At 57.8% G+C, this 23,427-nt stretch carries 22 protein-coding genes and 1 tRNA gene; 7 read left to right on the plus strand and 16 right to left on the minus strand.

Features of this window, described 5'->3' with window-relative positions; genetic code table 11:
- Positions 1 to 39: 39 nt before the first annotated feature.
- The 8 genes from clpX to groES all read right to left on the minus strand — a co-directional run bounded on the left by clpX (position 40) and on the right by groES (position 7,631).
- Entirely contained in the window at positions 40 to 1,317 is a 1,278-nt protein-coding gene (clpX, locus tag C8R21_RS06855) for an ATP-dependent Clp protease ATP-binding subunit ClpX (protein WP_181258872.1), read from the minus strand.
- A 66-nt stretch (positions 1,318 to 1,383) separates the two neighbouring features.
- Positions 1,384 to 2,025: an ATP-dependent Clp endopeptidase proteolytic subunit ClpP gene (gene clpP / locus C8R21_RS06860; protein ID WP_074975500.1), complete on the minus strand. Its 642-nt coding sequence runs from the start codon at positions 2,023 to 2,025 to the stop codon at positions 1,384 to 1,386.
- A gap of 2 nt (positions 2,026 to 2,027) precedes the next feature.
- Positions 2,028 to 3,335, minus strand: a complete 1,308-nt coding sequence (gene tig, locus C8R21_RS06865; RefSeq protein ID WP_107762043.1) for a trigger factor — start codon at positions 3,333 to 3,335, stop codon at positions 2,028 to 2,030.
- Between the two features lie 96 nt (positions 3,336 to 3,431).
- Positions 3,432 to 3,516, minus strand: a tRNA-Leu gene (locus C8R21_RS06870).
- Between the two features lie 117 nt (positions 3,517 to 3,633).
- The gene (locus tag C8R21_RS06875; protein WP_181258873.1) at positions 3,634 to 4,380 is read right to left on the minus strand and encodes a YciK family oxidoreductase; all 747 of its coding nucleotides are present in this window, start codon (positions 4,378 to 4,380) and stop codon (positions 3,634 to 3,636) included.
- A 122-nt stretch (positions 4,381 to 4,502) separates the two neighbouring features.
- Positions 4,503 to 5,345 carry a presqualene diphosphate synthase HpnD gene (gene hpnD, locus C8R21_RS06880; RefSeq protein ID WP_107762044.1) on the minus strand — a complete coding sequence of 281 codons (843 nt, stop codon included), beginning with the start codon at positions 5,343 to 5,345 and terminating at the stop codon, positions 4,503 to 4,505.
- Positions 5,346 to 5,622: 277 nt separating this feature from the next.
- Positions 5,623 to 7,281: a chaperonin GroEL gene (groL, locus tag C8R21_RS06885; RefSeq protein ID WP_107762045.1), complete on the minus strand. Its 1,659-nt coding sequence runs from the start codon at positions 7,279 to 7,281 to the stop codon at positions 5,623 to 5,625.
- A 59-nt stretch (positions 7,282 to 7,340) separates the two neighbouring features.
- Positions 7,341 to 7,631, minus strand: coding sequence for a co-chaperone GroES (groES, locus tag C8R21_RS06890; protein WP_074746846.1), 291 nt, complete (start codon positions 7,629 to 7,631; stop codon positions 7,341 to 7,343).
- A 303-nt stretch (positions 7,632 to 7,934) separates the two neighbouring features.
- On the opposite strand from groES, the gene C8R21_RS06895 reads away from it, so the two are divergent.
- From C8R21_RS06895 to C8R21_RS06905, 3 genes are all read left to right on the plus strand, one after another.
- Positions 7,935 to 8,342 carry a hypothetical protein gene (locus tag C8R21_RS06895; RefSeq protein ID WP_074975505.1) on the plus strand — a complete coding sequence of 136 codons (408 nt, stop codon included), beginning with the start codon at positions 7,935 to 7,937 and terminating at the stop codon, positions 8,340 to 8,342.
- Between the two features lie 539 nt (positions 8,343 to 8,881).
- Positions 8,882 to 9,544, plus strand: a complete 663-nt coding sequence (locus C8R21_RS06900) for a methyltransferase family protein (RefSeq protein ID WP_107762046.1) — start codon at positions 8,882 to 8,884, stop codon at positions 9,542 to 9,544.
- A 43-nt stretch (positions 9,545 to 9,587) separates the two neighbouring features.
- Positions 9,588 to 11,024: an ATPase gene (locus tag C8R21_RS06905; protein WP_107762047.1), complete on the plus strand. Its 1,437-nt coding sequence runs from the start codon at positions 9,588 to 9,590 to the stop codon at positions 11,022 to 11,024.
- A gap of 117 nt (positions 11,025 to 11,141) precedes the next feature.
- Here C8R21_RS06905 and C8R21_RS06910 read toward each other — a convergent pair whose 3' ends face one another.
- The 8 genes from C8R21_RS06910 to C8R21_RS06945 all read right to left on the minus strand — a co-directional run bounded on the left by C8R21_RS06910 (position 11,142) and on the right by C8R21_RS06945 (position 18,465).
- Positions 11,142 to 12,320, minus strand: coding sequence for a LytR C-terminal domain-containing protein (locus C8R21_RS06910; RefSeq protein WP_107762048.1), 1,179 nt, complete (start codon positions 12,318 to 12,320; stop codon positions 11,142 to 11,144).
- A gap of 16 nt (positions 12,321 to 12,336) precedes the next feature.
- Entirely contained in the window at positions 12,337 to 13,278 is a 942-nt protein-coding gene (locus C8R21_RS06915; protein WP_107762049.1) for a type II secretion system F family protein, read from the minus strand.
- Positions 13,279 to 13,320: 42 nt separating this feature from the next.
- On the minus strand, positions 13,321 to 14,292 hold the full coding sequence (locus C8R21_RS06920) for a type II secretion system F family protein (protein WP_107762050.1): 972 nt from the start codon (positions 14,290 to 14,292) through the stop codon (positions 13,321 to 13,323).
- A 17-nt stretch (positions 14,293 to 14,309) separates the two neighbouring features.
- A complete protein-coding gene (locus C8R21_RS06925) occupies positions 14,310 to 15,668 on the minus strand; it encodes a CpaF family protein (protein ID WP_107762051.1) in 1,359 nt (452 codons plus the stop codon).
- Between the two features lie 28 nt (positions 15,669 to 15,696).
- Complete coding sequence (locus tag C8R21_RS06930; RefSeq protein WP_107762052.1) at positions 15,697 to 16,857, minus strand: nucleotide-binding protein; 1,161 nt, start codon at positions 16,855 to 16,857, stop codon at positions 15,697 to 15,699.
- A gap of 86 nt (positions 16,858 to 16,943) precedes the next feature.
- Positions 16,944 to 17,408: a TadE/TadG family type IV pilus assembly protein gene (locus C8R21_RS06935; protein WP_107762053.1), complete on the minus strand. Its 465-nt coding sequence runs from the start codon at positions 17,406 to 17,408 to the stop codon at positions 16,944 to 16,946.
- Positions 17,408 to 17,938: a TadE/TadG family type IV pilus assembly protein gene (locus C8R21_RS06940; protein ID WP_258192295.1), complete on the minus strand. Its 531-nt coding sequence runs from the start codon at positions 17,936 to 17,938 to the stop codon at positions 17,408 to 17,410. Before C8R21_RS06940 ends, C8R21_RS06935 begins: the two co-directional genes overlap by 1 nt.
- An 11-nt stretch (positions 17,939 to 17,949) precedes the next feature.
- Positions 17,950 to 18,465, minus strand: a complete 516-nt coding sequence (locus tag C8R21_RS06945; RefSeq protein WP_258192296.1) for a hypothetical protein — start codon at positions 18,463 to 18,465, stop codon at positions 17,950 to 17,952.
- 440 nt (positions 18,466 to 18,905) lie between these two features.
- Between C8R21_RS06945 and C8R21_RS15640 the strand changes: the two genes are divergently transcribed.
- The 4 genes from C8R21_RS15640 to dacB are packed head-to-tail and all read left to right on the plus strand — an operon-like array spanning position 18,906 to position 23,408.
- Entirely contained in the window at positions 18,906 to 19,103 is a 198-nt protein-coding gene (locus C8R21_RS15640) for a hypothetical protein (protein ID WP_146162455.1), read from the plus strand.
- A gap of 6 nt (positions 19,104 to 19,109) precedes the next feature.
- On the plus strand, positions 19,110 to 20,423 hold the full coding sequence (gene bioA, locus C8R21_RS06950; protein ID WP_107762055.1) for an adenosylmethionine--8-amino-7-oxononanoate transaminase: 1,314 nt from the start codon (positions 19,110 to 19,112) through the stop codon (positions 20,421 to 20,423).
- A 23-nt stretch (positions 20,424 to 20,446) separates the two neighbouring features.
- Positions 20,447 to 21,760 carry an MBL fold metallo-hydrolase RNA specificity domain-containing protein gene (locus C8R21_RS06955; protein ID WP_107762101.1) on the plus strand — a complete coding sequence of 438 codons (1,314 nt, stop codon included), beginning with the start codon at positions 20,447 to 20,449 and terminating at the stop codon, positions 21,758 to 21,760.
- A 1-nt stretch (position 21,761) separates the two neighbouring features.
- A complete protein-coding gene (gene dacB, locus C8R21_RS06960; RefSeq protein WP_107762056.1) occupies positions 21,762 to 23,408 on the plus strand; it encodes a D-alanyl-D-alanine carboxypeptidase/D-alanyl-D-alanine endopeptidase in 1,647 nt (548 codons plus the stop codon).
- Positions 23,409 to 23,427: the final 19 nt, after the last annotated feature.

A 23,427-nucleotide genomic window follows, 5' to 3' on the forward strand; every position in this document is an offset into this window, starting at 1 on the left:
TCAAGGCAACAACGGCAATGTCGAAACACGTAACCCGGACTAGCAGCTCTTCGCCACTTTCGGTTTGTCCGAATAGATCAGAATGGGTTTGATATCCCCATTGACGGAACTGTGGTCAATCACCACTTTGGCAACATTCTCCAGTGACGGCAGATCAAACATCGTATCCAGCAGCGCAGCCTCAAGAATGGAGCGTAAACCTCGCGCTCCGGTCTTTCGCACCAGCGCCTTGCGGGCAATCGCTTTGAGGGCCTGCTCCCGGAACTCGAGATCGATGCCTCCTTCCATGTGAAACATTTTCTGATACTGCTTGATGAGCGCATTCTTGGGTTCGGTCAGGATTTGAATCAACGCGGCCTCATCGAGTTCCTCAAGGGTTGCAACGACAGGTAATCGGCCGACGAATTCCGGAATCAGGCCATATTTGACCAGATCCTCGGGCTCGACACCGCGCAGCACGGCGCCAAAATCCTTGCGGTTATCCTGGCTTCTTACACTGGCGCTGAAACCTATCCCGCCCTTCTCCGAACGAGCCCGGATGATCTTCTCCAGGCCATCAAAAGCGCCCCCGCAAATGAAAAGAATATTGGTGGTATCTACCTGCACGAACTCCTGGTTGGGATGCTTTCTCCCTCCCTGCGGCGGCACAGACGCAACCGTGCCCTCGATCAGCTTGAGCAGTGCCTGCTGCACACCCTCACCCGAGACATCGCGCGTGATGGACGGATTATCCGATTTGCGCGAAATCTTGTCGATTTCGTCTATGTAGACAATGCCTTGCTGCGCCTTTTCCGCGTCGTAGTTACATTTCTGAAGCAGTTTCTGGATGATGTTTTCAACATCCTCGCCGACATAACCCGCCTCGGTCAGCGTTGTCGCGTCCGCCATGACAAAGGGCACATCCAGCAAACGCGCCAGCGTCTGGGCGAGCAGCGTCTTGCCGGAGCCCGTGGGGCCGATCAGCAGGATGTTGCTCTTCGCCAGCTCGATCTCATCCGGGTCGGTAGATTTTGCGAGGGTTCTCAGGCGCTTGTAGTGATTATAAACCGCTACCGACAGAATTTTCTTTGCCTGCTCCTGGCCGATCACGTATTGATCCAGGATCTGTCGAATTTCATGGGGAACAGGGAGGTCCGACCTTGCGAGCTTGGCCGCCTCCAAGCCTTGTATTTCCTCCCGAATGATATCGTTGCACAACTCGATACATTCGTCGCATATGAACACCGAAGGACCGGCGATCAGCTTCTTTACCTCATGCTGACTCTTGCCACAAAAGGAACAATAAAGCAGTTTTTCTCCGCCAGTTTTCTCTGACATAGTTTTATCCCGCATTATCCGAGCTGAATAGCTCGTGACTGATTACAAGCTCTCCCGAGTCAAACTTCAACCGGCACCCTCTCCCCTCGAAGTCAGCACAGCGTCCACCAGGCCATATTTCACCGAGTCCTCCGCACCCAGAAAGTTATCCCGGTCGGTATCTCTTTCAATAGTTTCCATACTCTGACCGGTGTGTTTTGACAGTAGCTCATTCAATCGGTTCTTCAGATACAGGATTTCCCGGGCATGGATCTCGATATCGGATGCCTGCCCCTGAAACCCTCCCAGCGGTTGGTGAATCATCACACGCGAGTTGGGCAGGCAAAACCGTTTCCCTTTCGCTCCGGCTGCCAGAAGCAGCGATCCCATGCTGGCCGCCTGTCCTATGCAAAGCGTGCTGACGTCGGGCTTGATAAACTGCATGGTATCGTAAACCGCCATTCCGGCGGAAACCAGTCCACCGGGCGAATTTATGTAAAAATGAATATCCTTGTCGGCATTTTCCGATTCGAGAAACAGGAGTTGCGCGACAATCAGGTTGGCAGATGCTTCGGTAACGGGTCCCACAAGAAATATGACCCGCTCCCGCAGCAGCCGGGAATAAATATCGTAGGCACGCTCTCCCCGTCCGCTGGTTTCGATCACCATCGGGATCAGGCCCAAACCCTGTGGTTCGGAATTACGCTGCTTCCACTCGAATCGTTGCATGTTTATGATCTTCCCATCAATTCATCCAGCGGCATCGGCTTGCCGGTCACGACCGCCTTCTCCAGTACCCATGTCACCACGTTATCCTCCAGCGCCGCCGATTCAGCCTCCCTCAGCCGTTCCGGGGCGGCATAGTGCCAGCTGACTACTTCGGCCGGATTTTCGTAGGCTTGCGCGAGATCTTCCACCACCGCACGCACCTGCTCCGGTTTGGGGTGCAGGCTATGCATTTTTACCAGTTCTCCCAGAATCAGGCCCAGCTTTACCCGATGTTGCGCCCGCTCCTGAAGCGTATCGTGCGGCAGGGAGAAGTTCTTTGTATCCATGCCGCGTGAAGCAAAATCATTGCGGGTATCCTCCATCAGGCGGTCCAGTTCCATTTCCACCAGCGCTTTAGGAGGTTCAACGTTACTGGTCGTATCGAGAAGGACCTGCATTACCTGCTCCTTGAGTCTCGCGTTTACGCGTTTGGCTGCCTCCCGCTCGAGATTCGCCTGGATTTCACTGCGCATCTTTTCAACATCGCCCCCGGCAATCCCGAGCGAAGCGGCGAAATCGGCATTCACTTCCGGCAGTTTCGAAGATTCCACTCCATTGAGCTTCACTTCGAATACGGCCGTTTTTCCTGCGACCTCCTTTCCATGATAGTCTGATGGAAAGGCAACTTCAAATGTTTTACTCTGACCCGGGCTCATACCGGGCAAAGGTTCTTCGAAGTCCTTGAGAAGCCTTCCTTCGCCCAGCACCAGGCTGAAATCTTCAGCTTTGCCGCCCGTAAACTCGGCGCCGTCGATCAAGCCACGATAGTCGATATTGATTCGATCGCCCACCTGGGCCGGCCGGTCCGCAGGTTCAAACTCAACCCGCTGCTTGCGCAATACCTCCAGGGTTTTGTCCACGTCGGCAGGAGTAACCTCGACTACCGGACGTTCAATATGCGCGCTGCCAAGATCGCCGAGCGCGATATCTGGATAGACCTCAAATGTCGCACTGAATTCAACCTGAGCGGTATCGCTTTCTGCCATCTTGTGTTCGAAGCGGGGATGGCCCGCTACCCGCAGGTTATTCTCGCGCACGACCTCGCTGAAATTCTTTTTCAGCACATCTTCCATGACCTCCTGGCGAACCTGCGGACCATATTGCTGGGCGACAATTTTCAAGGGCACCTTGCCCGGTCGAAACCCATGAAATTTCGCTGTTCGCGCCAGTCGCTTCAAGCGGTTTTCGACTTCCGTTTCGATTTTCTCCTGGGGAACTGAAACGTTAAGGCGGCGCTCGAGCGCACCAAGGTTTTCAACATTTGTCTGCATTAAATTTCCTGAGGGTTGACAACATTATTTACCATGAAGGGGCCAGGAAAACCCGATGGCGATCAACACGCATCGCTCAGACCTGTTCACCCTCCCTGGTGCGAAAGGGGGGACTCGAACCCCCACACCTTTCGGCGCCAGAACCTAAATCTGGTGCGTCTACCAATTCCGCCACTTTCGCAAGGCTTTTCATTCCAGACTTGACCACGATTATACTCGTTTCTCCCAGCGACAGCAGCCATGCGCCTACGGCAAGTTCGACCGCCGTGAAGGACAGCGCCGCGATGTGCAGTGTGAACTAGCAGAGTATCGTTTTGCCACTGACCTCTTTGCTGTCAGGACCCATGAGATACAAATAGCAGGACATCAGATCCTGCGGCTGGCGCAAACGCTGCTTGACTTCACCTGGATGCGTTCTGGTTCGCTGCGGTGTGTGTACAGGTCCCGGAATCAAGGCATTGATACGCAGAGCGGGAAGGATCTCCCACTCCTGCGCCTGGATCTTGACCAGCGCCTCCACTCCGGCTTTGGCTACGGCAAAACCACCCCAGTACGCGGCGGGAACATGCCCGTGCACATCGGATGTCATAATGACACTCGCATCAGGAGAAGCCTTCAGCAGCGGAAGGCAGGCACGGGTCAGGGCAAACGGCGCAATGAGGTTGACGCGCAGCAGGGCGAGCCATTCTTCCAGCGTCTGGGCCTCCAGCGGTGTCAGGTTGAATAATAGCGCCGCATTATGCAGAATGCCATCCAGCCTGCCCAATTGCAATTTAATGGCATGGGCAATAGCGGCAAAATCCTTGTCCCCCGCTTTTTCCAGATCCAGCGGAAAAATTGACGGCTGAGCCCCGCCTCCCGCCTCGATTTCGTCGTAGACGCTTTCCAGTTTCTTCACGTTCCGTCCATGCAGGATAACCGTGGCGCCATGGGCAGCATATGTCAGCGCGGCAGTTCGACCAATACCTTGGCCGGCCCCGGTAACTAGAATCACGCGGCCCTTGAGCAGGTCGTTCGGTGCAATGTAGTTTTTCAAATCGTTCATAAAAGATGCTACGGCTGGAAACGAATTTCCGTTAAGATGATTGTTCCCGGTTTATAGCGACGCAGGCTCCGGGGAAAGTGCCTTTGGGTAGCAGCCTTTGGGTAGCGATGGAGCAACGCACTTTACCCTTTCATCCAGGTTTTCCACGCTACCCAGAGCTTACGCAGCGGTGTCAGGCTTATACGCTGCCGCATCACATGACATCCATCAGCCTTGATCTCCTTCAGCAAGGCCTGATAGATTGCGGCCATGATGATCCCCGAGTGCTGGCTTTTGCGATCCTCCTCCGGCAGTGCCGCAAAAGCGCTCGCATAATAACTTTCCGCCCGCTCGATCTGAAATTCGATCAAACGCCTGAAATTGTCCGTTTCGCGTGACTGGAGTATATCCTCGTTGCTCACCCCGAAGCGCGCGAGCTCGTCCTGGGGCAGATAAATACGGTCGCGCCGGGCATCCTCGCCGACGTCGCGTATGATATTGGTGAGCTGGAATGCAAGCCCCAGATTCTGCGCATATTCGAGTGTTTTCGGGTTGCGATAGCCGAATATCTCGGCGGAGCATAATCCCACCACGCTTGCCACGTGGTAACAGTAGTGCCGAAGCGTATCGAAATCCGCGCAGCGGTTATAGTCAAGATCCATTTCCATGCCGTCTATGATCTCGTTCAGGCGGCCTGGGGTCAGATTGAACGTGCTTGCCACGCTGGCCAATGCCAGGGCCACAGGATGGCTGGGCTTGTTCCCGTCCGCATCGAAGATCGCAGCGACTTCCTGCCGCCACCATGCAAGCTTTGCTCGCGCTACTGACACATCCGTACACTCATCCACGACATCATCCACCTCTCGACAAAAAGCGTAGAGCGCAGTAATGGCACGACGCCTCTCAGGAGGCAGATAGAGAAAGCTGTAGTAGAAGCTCGAACCGCTTTGAACAGCTTTTTCCTGGCAATACTGGTCTGGAGTCATGATAAGTTATTAAAAAGGCGATAATTTTTGTCATCGCTGAACCAACGCTGAAGCAAAAAAAAGTGCATTATCTCATCAATCACACTTATCACTGCATTCCTCCGGACAAAACCTGCTCAATCAGCCGATATAGATTGCCCGGATAGATTCTGTAACAGAAATATCCATGGATGAATGCTGCCGGACGACGGCTTCCGCTAATAAAAAACCCCGCGACTGCGGGGTTTTTTATTGCACAGTTTATTGCACCAATGGGTGCAGCCGGTGCGGGCAAACCTTACATGTCCATGCCGCCCATTCCACCCATACCGCCCATACCGCCCATGCCGCCGCCCATACCGCCGCCGGCACCCTCTTCCTTAGGAGTTTCTGCTACCAGCGCATCGGTGGTAAGCATCAGACCCGCGATGGAAGCGGCATGCTGCAAGGCGTAACGCGTCACCTTGGTGGGGTCGAGCACGCCCATCTGAACCATGTCGCCATATTCGCTGCTGGCTGCGTTATAACCGAAGTTCTCCGTCCCTTCCAGAACCTTGTTGATGACCACGGAAGGCTCATCACCACAATTTGCGACGATCTGGCGCAGCGGCTCTTCCAGGGCGCGCAGAACGATCTTGATGCCGGCATCCTGGTCGTGGTTGTCGCCTTTCAGGTTCGACACCGCTCCACGGGTGCGCAGGAGCGCGACACCGCCGCCAGGAACGATACCTTCCTCCACCGCAGCCCGGGTTGCATGCAGCGCATCTTCCACCCGCGCTTTTTTCTCCTTCATCTCGACCTCGGTAGCCGCGCCGACCTTGATCAACGCCACCCCGCCGGCCAGCTTCGCCACGCGCTCCTGCAGTTTCTCCTTATCGTAGTCGCTGGTCGCTTCTTCGATCTGAGCACGGATCTGCTTCACACGGCCTTCGATGTTCTGGGTATCCCCGGCGCCATCGATGAGAGTGGTTTCTTCCTTGCCGACTTCCACCCGCTTGGCTTGCCCCAGGTCCGCAAGGGTTGCCTTTTCCAGCGAGAGACCCACTTCTTCGGCAATCACTGTGCCGCCGGTGAGAATGGCGATATCCTCGAGCATCGCTTTGCGGCGATCCCCGAAGCCTGGCGCTTTCACTGCGCAGGTCTTGAGAATGCCGCGAATATTGTTGACCACCAGCGTGGCGAGGGCCTCGCCGTCAACATCTTCGGAGATGATCAATAACGGCTTGCCAGCCTTCGCCACCTGTTCCAGTACTGGCAGCAGGTCCCGGATATTGGAGATTTTCTTGTCATGCAACAGGATGAACGGGTTTTCCAGCAGCGCGATCTGCCTGTCCGCGTTGTTGATGAAGTAGGGTGAGAGGTAGCCGCGATCGAACTGCATGCCTTCGACCACATCCAGTTCGTTCTGCAGTCCGGAACCATCCTCCACCGTGATGACACCTTCCTTGCCCACTTTTTCCATTGCATCGGCAATGATCTTGCCGATTTCGGGGTCGGAATTGGCGGAAATGCTGCCAACCTGCGCGATTTCCTTGCCCGTTGTACAGGGCTTGGAAAGTTTCTTCAATTCTTCAACCGTAGCGACGACCGCCTTGTCGATTCCCCGCTTGAGATCCATGGGATTCATCCCTGCGGCGACGTACTTCATGCCTTCCTTGACAATGGATTGCGCCAGAACAGTAGCCGTGGTTGTCCCGTCGCCGGCTACGTCGGAAGTCTTGCTGGCGACTTCCTTTACCATCTGCGCGCCCATGTTCTCGAACTTGTCTTTCAGTTCGATTTCCTTTGCTACGGAAACACCATCCTTGGTGATGGTAGGTGAGCCGTAGGAACGCTCCAGTACGACATTACGCCCCTTGGGTCCGAGAGTGACTTTTACCGCATCGGCCAGGATGTTGACTCCGTTCACCATCTTGTGGCGAGCTGAATCGCCGAATTTAACCTCTTTCGCTGCCATAATCCATTTCTCCTAATTTCCAGAAAATATTGTGCAAAACGTCTTGCGAAAATTAACCATTAACCTTCAACAACGCCCATGATGTCTTCTTCGCGCATCACCAGAAGTTCTTCTCCCGATATCTTCACGGTCTGTCCGGAATATTTGCCGAACAGTACCTTATCGCCGACTTTCACTTCCAGCGGGCGGACATTGCCGTCGTCGCCGACCTTGCCTTTGCCCACGGCGACAATTTCGCCCTGATCCGGCTTCTCCGCAGCACTGTCAGGAATGACAATACCGGATGCGGTCTTGCGTTCTTCTTCCAGCCGCTTGACGATGACGCGGTCGTGTAAGGGACGAATCTGCATGTTTTCTTCTCCTGTGTTTTAAAAAACGAACGAAATCCTCCGGGATTGCCTGAATGCGGCTTCCCGAGCCATTACCCCATTATCGAAACTATTAGCACTCAACGCTAATGAGTGCTAATAATAGGGTTTGCGACGCTGAATTTCAAGTGGATGACTGACTTTACCCACAACTTTTTTCCATTCTCCGCACCTTCCAATGGCTTCGCCTATGATTGAATGGGAATGGCCTACAGCCTGTCCCTTCAATTCTTTTCCCGGAGCGAAACATTGACTCTCTCAGTCCATCAGTAAAAGGAGGAAGACATGCAAGCTACACAGCCTACGAACCAGCCCGCCCAGACACCAAACCTGTATCAGCTGAGCGGCAAAAATCTCAATATCACCTATTCGACCAGCGGCATAGACGGCAAGCCGCATTTCAGCTATCAGGATTTGCAACAAACGCTCGACTTTACCGGTGATGAAATCCGAAGTGTGGAAACTGAAATCGGCACGCTTGTCAGCGTTACAATCCGGATGACGGTGGATACAGGAGGAACTACTTTCAGTCTTTTGCTGCCTCGCATACAGATACCCGGGGAACAGACGGTTCCTGTACGAACCATTGGTATCACCACCCTCCATAGATTCTCTGTCCTGCCGATAAGCGGACAGCGCGATTTCTACACTGTAACCCGCCTCCGCGGATCGGCAGAACGGGTATTCTTCTAGGTGTTTTCTAAGTTTTTGTTCCGCTGTATGACAACATGGAGTATTGCCATACAGCGGAACCATTAATTCAGCGAGCAAACAGTACAAACGTCATACCGGCGGAAACGGGCATCCAGTGACGTTCAAAGCACGCCATTATTGGTTTGGACCGGATTCCGGTTTACTGGATTACGAGTCAAGCCCGAAATGACGAGATTCATAGTATTTTCTGGCCGGATCAATAAACGCTTACGCAAATCCGCATTGGAAATTCCAGCTTTCCTTTCACCTTACCCCACAAAATATCTGCTTGATCATCACTTCCCTGGCGGATCCCTGTACTTCAGTACGATGGACAGGGCATCGGGGAGATTCCTAGAATGAGAACGCATATATTTAGAAGGAATGCGGGGATTCCTGGGCCTTCTGCCATTTGCCAAGCGCCGTTTGCGGACGCCTTTTGCTGCGCGCCGCTTGCGGGCGGAGCATACGGCCTTTGCCATGGCTCTTCCTCCCCTGGATACATCGAACAACCAACTCATTAAATACAAGGATTTGCCATGTCAGCTCGAATCGACGCTCGCCAGCGGGATAACGCAGGCAGGAGCGCATTGTCAAAAATATTGCACTCCCAACGGTTCCACGTTTACAGCGGCATGCTGCTGGCAGGATTATTCGGATTCTTTGCCTGGGCGCACTTCAACAAGTACCTGGAAACAGGGGAATGGACGCTGTTGCTGGTCATCCTTTCCGAAACCCTGACCACGGGATTCTTTATCTTCCGCAGCTCCCCGCAGACGGTTTCCGGGGCGCCGTCCGACTGGCTGGTCGCGATTGCCGGCACCTTCGCGCCGCTGTTGCTTCGTCCCGCAACCTGGGGCGTGTTTCCTGGGGCAAGCAGCATCATTGCGCTCGGCACCCTGCTACAGATCGTCAGCCTGCTGTCCCTCAATCGCAGTTTTGCGCTCGTCGCGGCCAAACGTGAAATCAAGACGACCTGGATGTACGGTATCGTGCGCCATCCGCTCTATGCCTGTTATTTCCTCGTGTTTGGCGGCTACGTGCTGGTGCATACGACGCTGGCGAATGCGCTCATCTTTGTGGCAACCATGGGATTGCTCTGGGTGCGGATCCAACGCGAGGAAAGACATCTTGCCCTGGACCCGTCCTACCGCACTTACATGCTCCGGGTACCTTACCGGCTCGTGCCGTTCGTGTTTTAGCGAACCAGGATGACCACGATTACCACGATTTTATAGACTCCATATGGCAAACCCCATCGGTGAACTGCTGGTTCGCGAAGGCCTGATCTCATCCACCCAACTGGCGCAGGCGCTTGCCCGCCAAAGGCAGGACAATGGCCACCTGGGGGACATCCTCGCCTCCCTTGGCTTCCTCACGGCAGATCAGTTTCGCCAGTTCTTCCAGCCTGTGCCTCAGGCTCCATTAAGAATAGCTGACACCGGCCTGAGTGAAGCTTTTCTCACCGACCTGCTGCTCAAGGCCGCCTATCTCGAGGCCGGCACATTCTCCTTGCAGCAGATATCCGACACGCTCTCACTCCCGTTCAGTGTCGTCGATGAGCTGGCGGAACTGATGAAGGTGGATCAACTGGTGGCCATCCGCTCCGCTGGAGGATACAGCCGCGCATCGCATGTTTTCGAGTTGACCCAGCGCGGGCGGGAAAGGGCGGAAGCTGCCCTTGCCATGAGCGGTTATGTGGGCGCGGCGCCGGTCCCTCTGCGCGACTACTGCCGCGCCCTGGTGCGGCAATGCGTCCGCCAGGTGGAAGTAGACGATGAATGGATACGGCACTCCCTCAAGCACATGGTCATCGGCGAGAGAATGCTCAGCCAGTTGGGGCCGGCATTTGCTTCGGGGCGTTCCATCTTCTTCTATGGCCCGCCCGGCACAGGAAAAACAAGCATTACCGAAATACTGGGACGCGCGCTGCCGGGACATATCTATATCCCGCAGGCGCTAGAGGTGAGCGGCCAGGTGATTCGTCTGTTCGATCCGTCGATTCACTTCAGCTTGGAAGATGAATCTTCGGAAGATGCCGGGCTTGACCTGAGCCGGAGCGTGAAGCATGACCCCCGCTGGAAAAAATGTAGGCGCCCGGTAGTGATGGTAGGCGGAGAACTGACCCTGGACATGCTCGACCTGCGTTACGACGCCAGCAGCAAATTCTACGAAGCGCCGATCCAGATGAAAGCCGGCAACGGCGTATTCATCCTTGACGACTTTGGCCGCCAGCAGGTGGAACCGCGCCAGCTGCTCAATCGCTGGATCATACCCCTCGAGCGCGGCACTGATTTCCCCACGCTGCACACCGGCCTGAAATTCGAGATACCGTTCGACCAGATCACGGTTTTCTGCACCAACCTGCGCCCGGGGGATCTGGTCGACGAGGCGTTCCTGCGCCGTATCCGCCACAAGATACAGGTGCAGTACCAGACCGAAGACGAGTTCAGGGAAATCCTGCGGCGCGTGTGCGACGGCCAGGGAATCGCTTACGATGCCGAAGCGGCTGAATATCTGCTGGATAATTATTACCGCAAGGCCGGACGGCCGCTAACCGGTAGCCATCCGCGAGATCTGGTGGAGCATATCGTGGATCGGGCGCGCTTCATGCGGCGACGTCCAGAACTGACCCCCGAGACTGTGGACCTGGCCGCAGTGAGCTATTTCGTGGAGATGTGACGAAGCGTTGGAGATGTAACGAAGCGCTCATGGCAGAGCCCCGGCGCGCAGGAGGTAATCGCCGCATCTGTGCTCCTCGCATCAGCGCTCCGGAACACCCGCTTTGGATTCGCCGTTTTACTCGACAGTTCCTTGAGTGACAATTCCTTGGGCGGCAGTTCCTTGCGTTATCTGCACTCTGCCCGGATTCTCCAGGTAAGCCACCTGGCGCGCAGCATCCTTGCCCAGCCTCACCCGCACGTGAATATCCCTGCGGAGGTTGTAGCTCTCCACCACTGGAACCCCCACTGCCATCAGCCGGCTGATCTCCTCGGCCACGCCGGAATGACCCCGCCGATAGTGTATTTCTGTCAGGGCCTGCTGATACGGTTGCCGGTCGGTGAGCCGCGCCGTGGCGAACCCGTTCTGCTGCAAAAAATCCGACACCTGTCTGGCCATGCCGGGCACGCCATTGCCATTCGAGACCTCGATGCGGATGTCCTCGCCGGAAAATCTGCCGGAAGCCTGCGGCTCAGCAGTCCTGCCGAGGATTTTACCCGGCGGTATGGCTGCCATCGCCTCCGTTTCGGTCATCCGGAACTCGAACACGCCGGGTGTAACCTGCACCAGCCGTGCACCGGCGCTGCACGACAGCTTCTGTTTCTCACCCGCTGCGACTACCCCGGGAGGCGACATGGTCGATACGGCCGCAGAAGCAGTACCTGCAGGAGTGCCGGAAGCAGGCACTGTCACGGGTGCCACAGACGCTACCACGGCAGATTCAGAGCCTGCCCTGGTCAGCGCGGCGGCCTTGTCGCGCAATCCCGCCTTTATGTAGACGGCGGCGAGGTTGCGACGCGCCCGCTGGTTTTGCGGCTCAAGCCGCAATGCCCGTTCGAACGCTGACATGGCCTCAGCTTCCTGCCCGTTCACCAGGTGCGCATAGCCGAGATTATTGTGCAGATGAGCCGCCAGGGGAGCCATCCCGATTGCTTTCCGGAAATACTGCAGCGCCAGCTCATGCCGGTCTTGAAGGCAATGGGCCACACCTAGCCCATTGTGCGCCTCGACATAAGCCGGGTCTGCCTCCAGCGCCTTCTCGTAGGCCGCGATGGCTTCCGCATAGTTGACTTTGGCCTGGTAATATCGCCCAAGCTGATACAGAGCATCCGCGCTGCCCAGCGCGTGGCGGACTTCCATCACCGGCTTAATGTTAACAGCCTGCCCCGCCTTGTTCTGATACCCCGGATACAACGCGCACCCGCTCATGAGCGATACGCAACCCATCGCCCATGCAAGCTGTTTGATTCTGAACATGATCATTCTCCGCTCGTTACTGGCCCCCGAAAGAGGGGAGCAGCACACGATAGATGTTGATGAAAGCCGGCCCCATCAGCACCAGCAAAAGTGACGGGAAGATAAAGAAAATCAGGGGGAAGAGCAGCTTGAGCGCGATTTTTGCCGCAGCTTCTTCCGCCCGCAGCCGGCGGGTAGTGCGCAGCGTATCGGAATGCACGCGCAGGGAGGCGGCGACGCTGGTGCCGAAGCGGTCGGCCTGGACCAGCATGGAAACCAGGGCTTCGATTTCCTCAACGCCAGTGCGCATGGCAAGGTTGCGCAGCGCCTGCTCGCGGGTCCTGCCGGCGCGCAACTCCAGGCTGACCAGGTGAAGCTCGCCGGCCAGGGCTTTGCTCCTCAGGCGCATTTCTTCCGCCACCCGCACCATGGCGGCATCCAGCCCCAATCCGGCCTCGACGCACACCGTCATGAGATCGATGGCATCCGGAAAACTCTCGAACAGCTCCCGCTTGCGCTGCGAAACCAGGCGCGCCAGCACCAGGTTGGGCAGGTAATAGCCGAATGCTGCCAGGCTCAACAGGACGAACAGGACGGCATTGGTACTCAGTTCCAGGCGGCCGATGCTCACGTAAAGCAGGAAAATCGCCGGCAAAGCCAGCGCCAGCCCCGTTTTTGCCGCGAAGTACACCATCGGTACCGAGCGCGCATGATAGCCCGCATGCATGAAGCGCGTGCGCAGCAAGGAGGTTTCCCAGCCCTCGCTCGGCAGGGCCAGCCTGGCGAGCGGGCCCGTCAGATTGACCATGGTCCGTTCCCAGCCGTCCCCGGCCTTCTGCTGGAAGGCGGAATTTCCCGCAGCTACCTGATCCAGCCGGGTTTTGGTGGGACGCGGCGCCAGCGCCCGCATCACCCCGAAGGCAGCTCCGGCCACAGTGATGAAAATCACCGCCAGGTAGGCGATCTGAACAGGTGTCATGTCTCGGCTATCCTCATTGTTGGCATTGTCAGTGAAGCTGCTTCATACCCGGATCTTGATGATGCGCGACATGACGAAGATACCCATCGCCATCATTCCCAGCGCCGTTCCCACCATCATCAATCCTATGGGATCGGTCCACAAGACCGCCAGAAACCCGGGGCTGACGAGATTGAGCATCAGGGCCGTGGCAAACGGCAGGCAGGAGAGAATCCAGGCCGACATGCGTCCTTCGGCGGAAAGCACGCGGATTCTCCCCAGCAGCGTCAAACGCGCGCGGATCAATCCGCTGATTTTATCCAGCAACTCCGCCAGATTGCCGCCGCTTTCGCGCTGGATCAGCACGGCGATGACAAAATAGCGCAGGTCGGTGATGGGAACCCGCGTGGCGAGATTCATGAGCGCATCCTGCACCGAGACGCCGAAATTGATCTCATCGAATGTCAGGCGGAACTCGTCGGCAGCCGGCTGGGGTCCGTCGGTGGAGGCCATCTGCAGCGCGCCTGAAAAGGCGTGGCCCGCCTTCAGCGCGCGCCCCATCAGGTCGATCACTTCCGGCAGCTGCCGCTCGATTTTCTCCAGGCGCTTGCGCTTTGCGCTGAGCGTGAAAAACAGGGGGAGCCCGCTTCCCGCCGCCCCCGACAGCAGCGCGACCGTAAACGGCAGGCCCAGCAGTGCTGCGCTCGCCATTCCCCCCAGGGCGGTCATGGCCGTGTAGCCCAGGAAATGGGTCACCATCAGGGACATGCCGGATTGCTGCAACAGGCGATCGAGACTGTGGATGCGCGGAACCTGCAGCAGGAAGCGTTCCAGCGCCGGCGAACTGCTCAGCAGCCGCTGCTTCATCAGCCCGGTTTCGGCATTCCCCCATCCCGCCGAAACGGCCTGCAAACGCTCCTGTATCCGCTTTGCTTCCGGCCCGCGGTGAGCGTGCCAGGCCAGGTAGCCTCCTTCCAGCAGCAGCACGACCGCCAGGAAGCAGAATATGAGAAACAGGTAGTAAAGAATGTCCATTCCCGTCTCCTCGCCCGCTATGTATACCGGCGCGAGGGATCGAACAGCTCCTCGCGCAGCGGTATGCCGTATACACGCAGGCGTTCCGCGAACTTGGGGCGAATGCCGGTGGCGCGGAAATGTCCCTGCACTGATCCGTCCGCCGCGATGCCCGTCTGCTCGAAAGTATAGATTTCCTGCATGGTGATGATGTCGCCCTCCATGCCGGTGATCTCCTGTATGCTCGTCACCTTGCGCTTGCCATCGGTCAGGCGCAAAACCTGGATCACCACCCAGATGGCCGAACTGATCTGGTGACGGATCGCCTTGATGGGCAGGTTCAGCCCGGCCATGTTCACCATGTTTTCGACCCTGCCCAGGGCATCCCTCGGCGTATTCGCATGGATCGTGGCCATGGAGCCTTCATGGCCGGTGTTCATGGCCTGCAGCATGTCCAGCGCCTCAGCGCCGCGCACTTCCCCGATGATGACCCGGTCGGGACGCATGCGCAGGCTGTTCTTCACCAGCGCCCGCTGCGAGATTTCGCCCTTGCCCTCGACGTTGGGAGGACGCGTCTCCAGCCGCACCACGTGGGGTTGCTGCAACTGCAGCTCGGCCGCATCCTCGATGGTCACGATGCGTTCCGAGGATGGAATGAAGCCGGACATGATATTGAGCAGCGTCGTCTTGCCGCTGCCGGTGCCGCCGGAAATGAGGATGCTGCACTTGCCCTTGACCAGTCCGCTGATGACCTCCCCCATTTCCGGCGTCAGCGACTTGTACGCCATGAGATCGTTCATCTTGAGCGGCTTGACGGAAAAACGCCGGATCGAAAGCATCGAGCCATCGATCGACAGGGGCGGGATGATGGCATTGACGCGGGAACCGTCGGGCAGGCGCGCATCGACCATGGGGCTGGACTCATCCACGCGCCGCCCGACACGCGACACGATCCGGTCAATGATCTTTCTCAGGTGCTTTTCGTTGGCAAAGTGAGCGTCGGTCAGTTCCAGGCGTCCCCGCCGCTCGACATAGACCTGGCGATGGGTATTGACCAGGATATCGGAGATGGTCGGGTCCGCCAGCAGGGGCTCGAGCGGGCCCAGGCCGAGCACTTCGTTCTGGATGTCGCGGACGATGCCCTGGCGCTCCGCCTCGTTGATCGGGACGGATTCCTCGACCAGCAGACGCTCCACCAAGTTCCTGATCTCCATCAGCAGGCGTTCGGCCGGCAGGCTTTCCATGACTGCCAGATCCACCCGGTCGAGCAGCTTCTGATGGACGCGCGCCTTCAATTCCTCATAGGCGGGGATATCGTGCAGAACCGTGACAGGCGCAGGATGATGTTCGGTCAACCCGGTTTCCTTCACGCTCTGGAGACGTTCTCGTATCGACATGACTGTCAGTCCATAAAATCGGAGTTATCTAGAATGCAAACAGCTTCCTGAGCAGGCTTCCCTGGCCCGCGCCGCGGCATAATTCATGCGCAATCTCCTGCAACGACTTCGCCACCGGACTGCGGGGTGCCAGTTTGGTCGCGGGGATGCCCTGGTTCACCGACCCGGTGACCACCGTATAATCATTTGGCACTACCTTGAATATCTTCAGGTTCAAGGTACTTTCGATATCGTCGAGCGTGATATCGGTATTTTTCTTGTAGCGGTTCACGATCAGCCGAATCTTTTCTTCCGGATAGTTCAATGCGGCAAACGCTGCCGACATGCGTCTGGCGTCCCGGATGGAGGGAAGGGTCTGCTGCAGCACCGGGAAAACCAGATCGGCGCGATCCAGCGCCTGGATCGAAATCCCATCCAGTTCGCGTCCGATATCCAGGACCACGAAGTCATAATGTTTCATCGCGACCTGAAAGAGCGGATTGATGTGCTCCGGTCTTATCTCCGCGGCCTTTTCTGGACTTTCGGGCGCAGCCAGCATGCCGAAATTCGGCAATACCTGGATCATGCTCGAGTTGAGGAACGATCCATCCAGTCGCTGGATCTGGCGCGCCACATCGGCAATCGAAGTGGTGGGCGCATCATCCTGCACGAACAGCGCGGCATCGCCAAACTGCAGATTGAAATCGAACAAGGCAACCCGCTTGTTTTCCTGCGCGGCCAGGGCATAGGCGATATTGGTCGCAAGAAACGTTGCTCCACTGCCGCCTTTGCAGGGAATGAACGCCAGCACCTTGCACTCATGCATGGGCATCCGCGCCAGCGCGAGTCTCTGCTGAAAGCGCTCGACGGCATCGATCACCACATGGCGGGTCAGTGGCGTCGGCAGCACTTCGCGAATGCCGGCACGCATGACTTCGATGAGCAGCTCGGGAGGCTGGGCCGGGCACAGCATTACCATCCCTACATCCGGAAAACGGGAGGTAACGCGATTGAGCACCTCCAGTTCCATGGAACTGAAGTACTGCCCCTCCAGCATCAGCAAATCAGGCTGTTCCTGCTCCGCCACGGCCGCAACCTGCTGCACTCCGCCGATCAGGCTGATCAGCGGATAGGGCTTGTCGGCTTCGGCCAGAAATCTCTGGATGGTGCTGGGATATTGCGAATCTTGCGCGACTACGGCGATCTTCAATTTTTTGCCTTATTCTTTCCTGGTTGAGTTTCCTGGCTGTCTTTCCTGCCTGTCTTTCCTGGCTGAGTTTTCACCATTCCGCCGGATCAGCTGCAATCCGGATTGGCCTCGCCCCCTGCATTCATGCCCATGCTTTCGCGCGGGAGGGTCGTGGCGAAGGGAGGCATGTTCAGATTCAACGGCACGAACGGAATGAATGTTGCAACATTCAGGTCGGTGATGCTGACGGTGACCGACCGGCATGAACTGACGTCACAGCCGGATGGGGTATAGGCAATATCGATGGTGCCCGGTGTCAGGATACTGAGCATGTTGCCCATGCGGGTCTTGATGATTGCCGCGTCCTTGCCGCACACCACCGCCAGTCTCGCCCCCAGCCGCGTGGCCTCGGTCGCGGTGTTCCAGTAGAACAGCACCCGGCCCATTTCCATGATGCCGAACAGCAGGATGAACAGAAGCGAGGCGATGAGCGCGAATTCGACCGCGGCGGCGCCCCGTTGCCGGAACCGGTTCACATGCGGCGACAATCGGCAAGGGCGGCGCGCATTCATCACAACTGCCTCATCGTGGCGTGGATATCGCTGAACGGAATGGTATCGGCGGCAGCCCCCAGCAACCGGGCCGGATTGAAGACAAAATTGAAGACATATCCCGTAATCCTGACCTCGACCAGTGTAACCGACGTGCCGGCGGCGGTGGTCGTAGCGCTGGACGCAATCGTCACCATCCCGGTCGTCAAACCCGGCGCCAGCGCCGGCCCGCTGCAACTGGTATTGCCATATACCGCCAGGCATCGGGCTTCCTCCAGCACCGGGCCGTAGGAAGCCGGATCTTCGGGATTATGGTGCGACAGCAGGCGCGCCGCATCGCGCACTGTCTTGACAAGCGTGTTGTACTGGTACAGGGCGCGGCCGTATTCGGCGATGCCGAACGCCAGCAGCATCAAAGGGATCAGCAGCAGGGCGAACTCCACGGCGACAGCGCCGCGCATCTCCCTGCGCTTCGTTCCCCAGCCGGCATGCGGAAATGTCCGCCTGCTGTAAGTCCGTCTGTCATATTCCTGCTTATTCAGAGTAGTCATCACGGTAATCCTCATCGCACCAGCACCGGGACGAGCGGGCCGCCGCTGGCGGGTCCGCCGGGTACGCCGGAACTCGCGCAGGGGCTGCCCTCGTCGTCTGACCGCCCCAGGTATTCGAGATACATGCGGTCCGCGCCGGTTCCGGTGCCCCCCATGTTGGTATTGATCGGATGCAGCATCAATATGCAGGCCCAGGACTGAACCGGTGCAACCGTCGAGCCGCTGGTGAAGCCGCTGCAATCCAGCACGGCGGCAGTCGCGAGCCGGCGGTCCCCACCGCCTGCCTGGAGAGCGGCGGAGCCGATGATCGTTCCATTCGTGCGCAACCCGGTAGTGGTGTCACCCTGGTAGGGCGCATACACGGCCCGTTTGTTCCTGAAATCGGCAAACGCATTAAATTTGGAGGGCCAGCTTCCCGCGGCGTCGGTATAGGCGCGACCGGTATAGTCCGGCACCGACTCCCCCTGCTTGACGCTGCCCTGGTAGATGCCGAAACGGCTGTTCCAGTGTGCCGCGAGCGAAGACATGACGCCGGCTTCACCGACCTCCGTGCCTATGGCAGGAAGATTGCACACGCCCGGACCCGAAGTACACCTTGTACCAAGGTACAGGTTGCGTGACAGCCGGCGCAATTATGACATCCAAATAGAAAGGAGCCGCGGCCACAGTCCGTTGCGGATGCCCTTCTTCCGCTTTTCCCCCAACTTTCTTCCGGAGGACTTCTATCCCATTCGATCTGCCTGAACCTGCGCGTCCTTATGCGGCCGTGCCCTCCCCCTCCCTTTATGCTGGTGAATTATCCGGGCGACAGCTTGTCGGCATTGCGGGAAACAGGGGGGAAAAGATGCGTCATCTCAAAATTTGATGAACCGGATTTTGATTACTGAAGCGCAGCACTGAGCAGCACGCGGATCAGCTACAGGAGGTGAAATAAGCGTGGTGCCGCTGACCGCTGATAGCAGACGGCATGACGTTTGCACTGCCTGCTCGCCCGCATGTTCACCTGCCGGGCGATGCACGGTATGATGTCGCGTTCGTGTTCCCCTGTATCCCATGCATTCCACCGCTTTCCATCTCATTGCTTCCCACTACCACCAGTTACTACCAGTTTCCCGATTGTTTTTCCCATGATGCCCACCCGCAGATGAACGATGAGTCCCAATGAGTCCCAATGAGTCCCACTGAGTCCTTGTACCAACGCAGCCTGAATTCGGTCTGGCATCCCTGCACGCAGATGAAGCAGCATGAATCGCTGCCGCTCATTACCATTTCACGCGCGGAGGGGGTGTGGCTGTACGACGGCGACGGCAAACGGTATCTCGATGCCCTCGGTTCCTGGTGGGTCAATCTGTTCGGTCACGCCAACCCGCGCATCAACGCAGCCATTCGCGAGCAACTCGACCGTCTGGAGCATGTCATGCTGGCCGGATTCACGCATGAACCGGTGGTGGAATTGTCCGAGCGCCTGGGCAAACTGGTATCGAACCAGCTGGGGCATTGCTTTTATGCGAGCGATGGCGCATCCGCCATTGAGATTGCGCTGAAGATGAGTTTTCATTACTGGCACAACCTCGGCCGTCCTGAAAAGAACCGTTTCGTCAGCCTGCAGAACGACTATCACGGCGAAACGCTGGGTGCGCTTGCGGTCACGGATGTGGCGCTCTTCAGGGAAACCTATGCGCCGCTCCTGCGGCCGGGCAATCATGTTCCCACTCCGGACTGGCGCCATGCCTCGGGGGGCGAATCGCCGCAGGAACATGCCCTGCGCGCCGCCGCGGCGCTCGAAACGCACCTTGCGGCGCATCATGCGGAAACCGCCGCGCTCATCCTGGAACCGCTGGTTCAGGGGGCAGCCAGCATGGGCATGTACCACCCCGATTATCTCAGGCGGGCACGGGAGATCTGCGACCGGTACCAGGTGCATCTCATCGCGGATGAAATCGCGGTTGGGTTCGGCAGGACGGGAACGCTGTTCGCCTGCGAGCAGGCCGGTATCCTGCCGGATTTCCTCTGCATCGGTAAGGGTTTGACGGCGGGCTATCTTCCTCTCTCGGTCGTGATGACCACGGAGGGCATCTACGCTGCCTTCTACGGCGACAGCACGGCGCACGCCTTTCTGCATTCCCATACTCATTCCGGAAATGCGCTGGCCTGCCGGGCCGCGCTCGCAACGCTGGATATTTTCGAGCAGGACGGAATCATCGAGGCGAACCGCATCAAGGCTCGCTATCTCAATCAGGCATCCGCGCCTATCACAAGGCATCCGCTGGTGCGGAACTTCCGCAATTGCGGGATGATCTGGGCGTTCGAAGTCGAAACTTCCGACCCGTCGTTTTCCGGAAAATTTTTCCAGGCTGCGCTCAGGCAGGAGCTGTCCCTGCGGCCACTGGGAAACACCGTCTACTTCATGCCGCCGTATGTGATCAACGAGCAGGAAATGGACCTAGTGGTGGCAGGCACACTGGCGGCGCTGGATTCATGGTGAAAACGCATGCTGAGCAAACTCCCATGCGACTGACTTTTCTCGGCGCGGCAGGCGAAGTCACGGGTTCCTGCTTTCTGATCGAAACGCCCCAGGTACGGTTTCTGGTGGACTGCGGGATGTTCCAGGGCGGCCGGGAAGCGGACCGCAAGAATCGCGAGGCCTTCGATTGCGGCCCCGAAACGATCGATTTTGTCCTGCTGACCCACGCGCATATCGATCATTCCGGATTATTGCCGCGCCTTGCCATGCTTGGGTTCCGGGGGCCAATCTACACCACCGCCGCCACTGCCGATCTGCTCGCCGTGATGCTCAAGGACAGTGCCTATATTCAGGAAAAGGAAGCCGAGTGGCAGATCAGGAGCGCGGATTACGATGAGGAAATCCTCCCGCATCCTTCAGTGCGTTGTGTTTTTCGCGATGCCGGCCACATTCTCGGTTCGGCCATCATCGAACTGGGGCTGACTTCCGGCAACAGGCACAGGAAGCTGGTATTTTCCGGCGATCTCGGCCAGCCGGGTCATCCCGTCATAAAGGACCCTGCCCCTGTGCATCAGGCTGATGTGTTGCTGCTGGAATCGACCTACGGCAACCGGTTGCACCGCAACATGGCTGATACGCTGGATGAGCTCGTTCACGCCATCAATGACACGCTCCTGCGAAAAGGCGGCAATATCATCGTGCCGGCCTTCACGGTGGGGCGAACGCAGGACCTGCTTTTTCTTCTGATCGATCTTTACCGTCAGGGCAAAATCGGCGAGATGGATATCTATGTGGATTCTCCCATGGCGCTGGCAGCCACGGAGATCACTCTCAAGCATACCCGGCTGCTCGATGAGGAGATGTCGGACGCGATGAAGTGGCTGCGCCACAACAGCGGCAAGCCGCGCATCCATTTCGTTCAGAGCGTCGAGGAATCGATGCGCCTCAATAGCATACGAAAGGGAGCCGTTATCATTTCGGCAAGCGGAATGTGCGACGCGGGCAGGATCAAGTATCATCTAAAGTACAATCTGGGCAGGCCGGAATGCAGCATACTCATTACCGGCTTCCAGGCGGTGGGCACGCTGGGGCGCAGATTGGTGGACGGAGTCAGATCGGTGAAGATTTTCAACGAAAATGTGCCCGTCCGGGCGGAGATCTATACCATCGGCGGTCTGTCGGCCCATGCGGACCAGGCCGACCTGCTCGCCTGGTTGAGCCACTTCGACCCTCCTCCCGCCCGGACTTTCCTCGTTCATGGAGAACCTTCGATTTGCGCCATCCTGGCCGACGCCATCCGGCAGAAACTGAACTGGAATGCAAGTATTCCTGTCCAATCCGCAACCGTTGAGATCTAGCATGGCCCTGCTCACACTTCTGGAAAACTCGCTGGAAAAGCCGCAGAAAAACCTGACCAGAAACTCGTCCGGAAACTCACTGACAAACTTGCATCGCGCACCGCTAGCACGGGCAGTAAAGTGGGCATTATGCAGCCTGCTTGTCTTCCTGCCGCTGCCGGGTTTGGCGCTCGACCTGCCTGCCCCGGTAAAACATGCGCTCGCGCAGGCGGGCATCCCCCGGTCCGCTGTCGGCATTTACGTGCATGAAACCGGCGCAGGACAGCCGCTTCTGGCTGTCAATGCCGGCACCGGCATGAACCCGGCCTCGGTGATGAAGCTTCTGACTACATTCGCCGGACTGGAACTGTTGGGGCCGGCGTACGCATGGAAGACGGAACTGTACGCGGATGGAATCATACGGGATGAGGCGCTTCACGGTAATCTGGTCATTAAGGGCTACGGTGATCCGAGGTTGAATCTGGAGAACTTCTGGCTGCTCACCCGACGGCTGCGCCAGACCGGATTGCGCGAGATCACCGGCGACCTGGTGCTCGACAGCAGCCATTTCGACCTCCCCGGCAGCGATCCCGCCGCGTTCGACGGCAAGCCCTATCGCGCATACAACGTCCTCCCCGAAGCGCTGATGGTGAATTACCGGACGCTCGCGCTGCGACTGCTGCCGCAGCCGGAAAGCAGGAGCGTGCGCATCGTGGTGGACCCCCTGCTGCCATCTCTCGACCTCAAAAACAGCCTGACGCTCACCAACGGTGCATGCAATGACTGGAAGGACGCCCTTGGCACGGATATTCAGTCCGGCCCCGGCCTCGACAGCCGCGTGTCCGTGACGCTCAAGGGCAGCTATGCCTTTGGGTGCGGTGAAAAAACCCTGTTCCTCAGTGTTCACGACACTGCCCGCTATACCTTCGACCTGTTCAGGCAATTGTGGGAGCAGCAGGGGGGTGTTCTGCGCGGCACCGTGCGCAGGAGTGCCGCTCCGGGAGGAACTGTTCCGCTGGAAACCCACCAGTCTCCTCCCCTGGCAGATATCGTGCGCGATATCAACAAGTTCAGCAACAATACCGCCGCGCGGCAGCTCTATCTCACCTTGGGGCTGGGCAGCGAACCGTTCAGGGAACCGCAAGTAATGCCGGCTTCCTTCAGCATCGGCTACGGGAATGGCCGAGCCGCCGAAAATGGAACAATGCCTTCCCTGGATGGAACCGGGGAAAATCCCCCCGGGTCACGCGCGACTCTCGCCAGATCGGAAAAGGCCATGCGGCAATGGCTCGCTTCCCGCCAACTGGTCTTTCCCGAGCTGATCCTGGAAAACGGGGCTGGCTTGTCGCGGAATGAACGCATCAGCGCCGGGCACATGGGCCAACTGCTGCTCGCCGCATTCCAGAGCCATGTCATGCCCGAGTTTATCTCTTCCCTGCCCATCGCCGCAGTGGACGGCACCATGAAGAAAAGGCTGAACCGCAGCGCTGCCGCCGGGCAGGCCCATATCAAGACAGGCCTGCTGGAGGGGGTAAAAACCATGGCGGGTTATGTGCGCGACAAGTCGGGCAGGCGCTCGGTCGTGGTTTTTTTCATCAACCACCCACGCGCGGAGAGCGGACAGGTTGCGATGGATGCACTGCTCGATTGGGTCTATGAGGGGCGATAACACTCATTAACGAAAGTTG

Source organism: Nitrosospira multiformis, from assembly GCF_003050865.1.
Lineage (GTDB): Bacteria > Pseudomonadota > Gammaproteobacteria > Burkholderiales > Nitrosomonadaceae > Nitrosospira > Nitrosospira multiformis_E.

Coding starts and splice junctions, on each gene's coding strand:
- C8R21_RS06910 (WP_107762048.1), bottom strand. CDS start 12,320: ATGTTCAGAATCAAACAGCTTGCATGGGCGATGGGTTGCGTATCGCTC.
- C8R21_RS06905 (WP_107762047.1), top strand. CDS start 9,588: ATGGCAAACCCCATCGGTGAACTGCTGGTTCGCGAAGGCCTGATCTCA.
- C8R21_RS15640 (WP_146162455.1), top strand. CDS start 18,906: ATGACGTTTGCACTGCCTGCTCGCCCGCATGTTCACCTGCCGGGCGAT.
- C8R21_RS06900 (WP_107762046.1), top strand. CDS start 8,882: ATGTCAGCTCGAATCGACGCTCGCCAGCGGGATAACGCAGGCAGGAGC.
- C8R21_RS06955 (WP_107762101.1), top strand. CDS start 20,447: ATGCGACTGACTTTTCTCGGCGCGGCAGGCGAAGTCACGGGTTCCTGC.
- dacB (WP_107762056.1), top strand. CDS start 21,762: ATGGCCCTGCTCACACTTCTGGAAAACTCGCTGGAAAAGCCGCAGAAA.
- hpnD (WP_107762044.1), bottom strand. CDS start 5,345: ATGACTCCAGACCAGTATTGCCAGGAAAAAGCTGTTCAAAGCGGTTCG.
- C8R21_RS06925 (WP_107762051.1), bottom strand. CDS start 15,668: ATGTCGATACGAGAACGTCTCCAGAGCGTGAAGGAAACCGGGTTGACC.
- C8R21_RS06895 (WP_074975505.1), top strand. CDS start 7,935: ATGCAAGCTACACAGCCTACGAACCAGCCCGCCCAGACACCAAACCTG.
- groES (WP_074746846.1), bottom strand. CDS start 7,631: ATGCAGATTCGTCCCTTACACGACCGCGTCATCGTCAAGCGGCTGGAA.
- C8R21_RS06945 (WP_258192296.1), bottom strand. CDS start 18,465: ATGTCTTCGCTCGCGGCACACTGGAACAGCCGTTTCGGCATCTACCAG.
- C8R21_RS06935 (WP_107762053.1), bottom strand. CDS start 17,408: ATGAATGCGCGCCGCCCTTGCCGATTGTCGCCGCATGTGAACCGGTTC.
- groL (WP_107762045.1), bottom strand. CDS start 7,281: ATGGCAGCGAAAGAGGTTAAATTCGGCGATTCAGCTCGCCACAAGATG.
- C8R21_RS06875 (WP_181258873.1), bottom strand. CDS start 4,380: ATGAACGATTTGAAAAACTACATTGCACCGAACGACCTGCTCAAGGGC.
- clpX (WP_181258872.1), bottom strand. CDS start 1,317: ATGTCAGAGAAAACTGGCGGAGAAAAACTGCTTTATTGTTCCTTTTGT.
- C8R21_RS06915 (WP_107762049.1), bottom strand. CDS start 13,278: ATGACACCTGTTCAGATCGCCTACCTGGCGGTGATTTTCATCACTGTG.
- bioA (WP_107762055.1), top strand. CDS start 19,110: ATGAGTCCCACTGAGTCCTTGTACCAACGCAGCCTGAATTCGGTCTGG.
- tig (WP_107762043.1), bottom strand. CDS start 3,335: ATGCAGACAAATGTTGAAAACCTTGGTGCGCTCGAGCGCCGCCTTAAC.
- C8R21_RS06940 (WP_258192295.1), bottom strand. CDS start 17,938: ATGACTACTCTGAATAAGCAGGAATATGACAGACGGACTTACAGCAGG.
- clpP (WP_074975500.1), bottom strand. CDS start 2,025: ATGCAACGATTCGAGTGGAAGCAGCGTAATTCCGAACCACAGGGTTTG.
- C8R21_RS06920 (WP_107762050.1), bottom strand. CDS start 14,292: ATGGACATTCTTTACTACCTGTTTCTCATATTCTGCTTCCTGGCGGTC.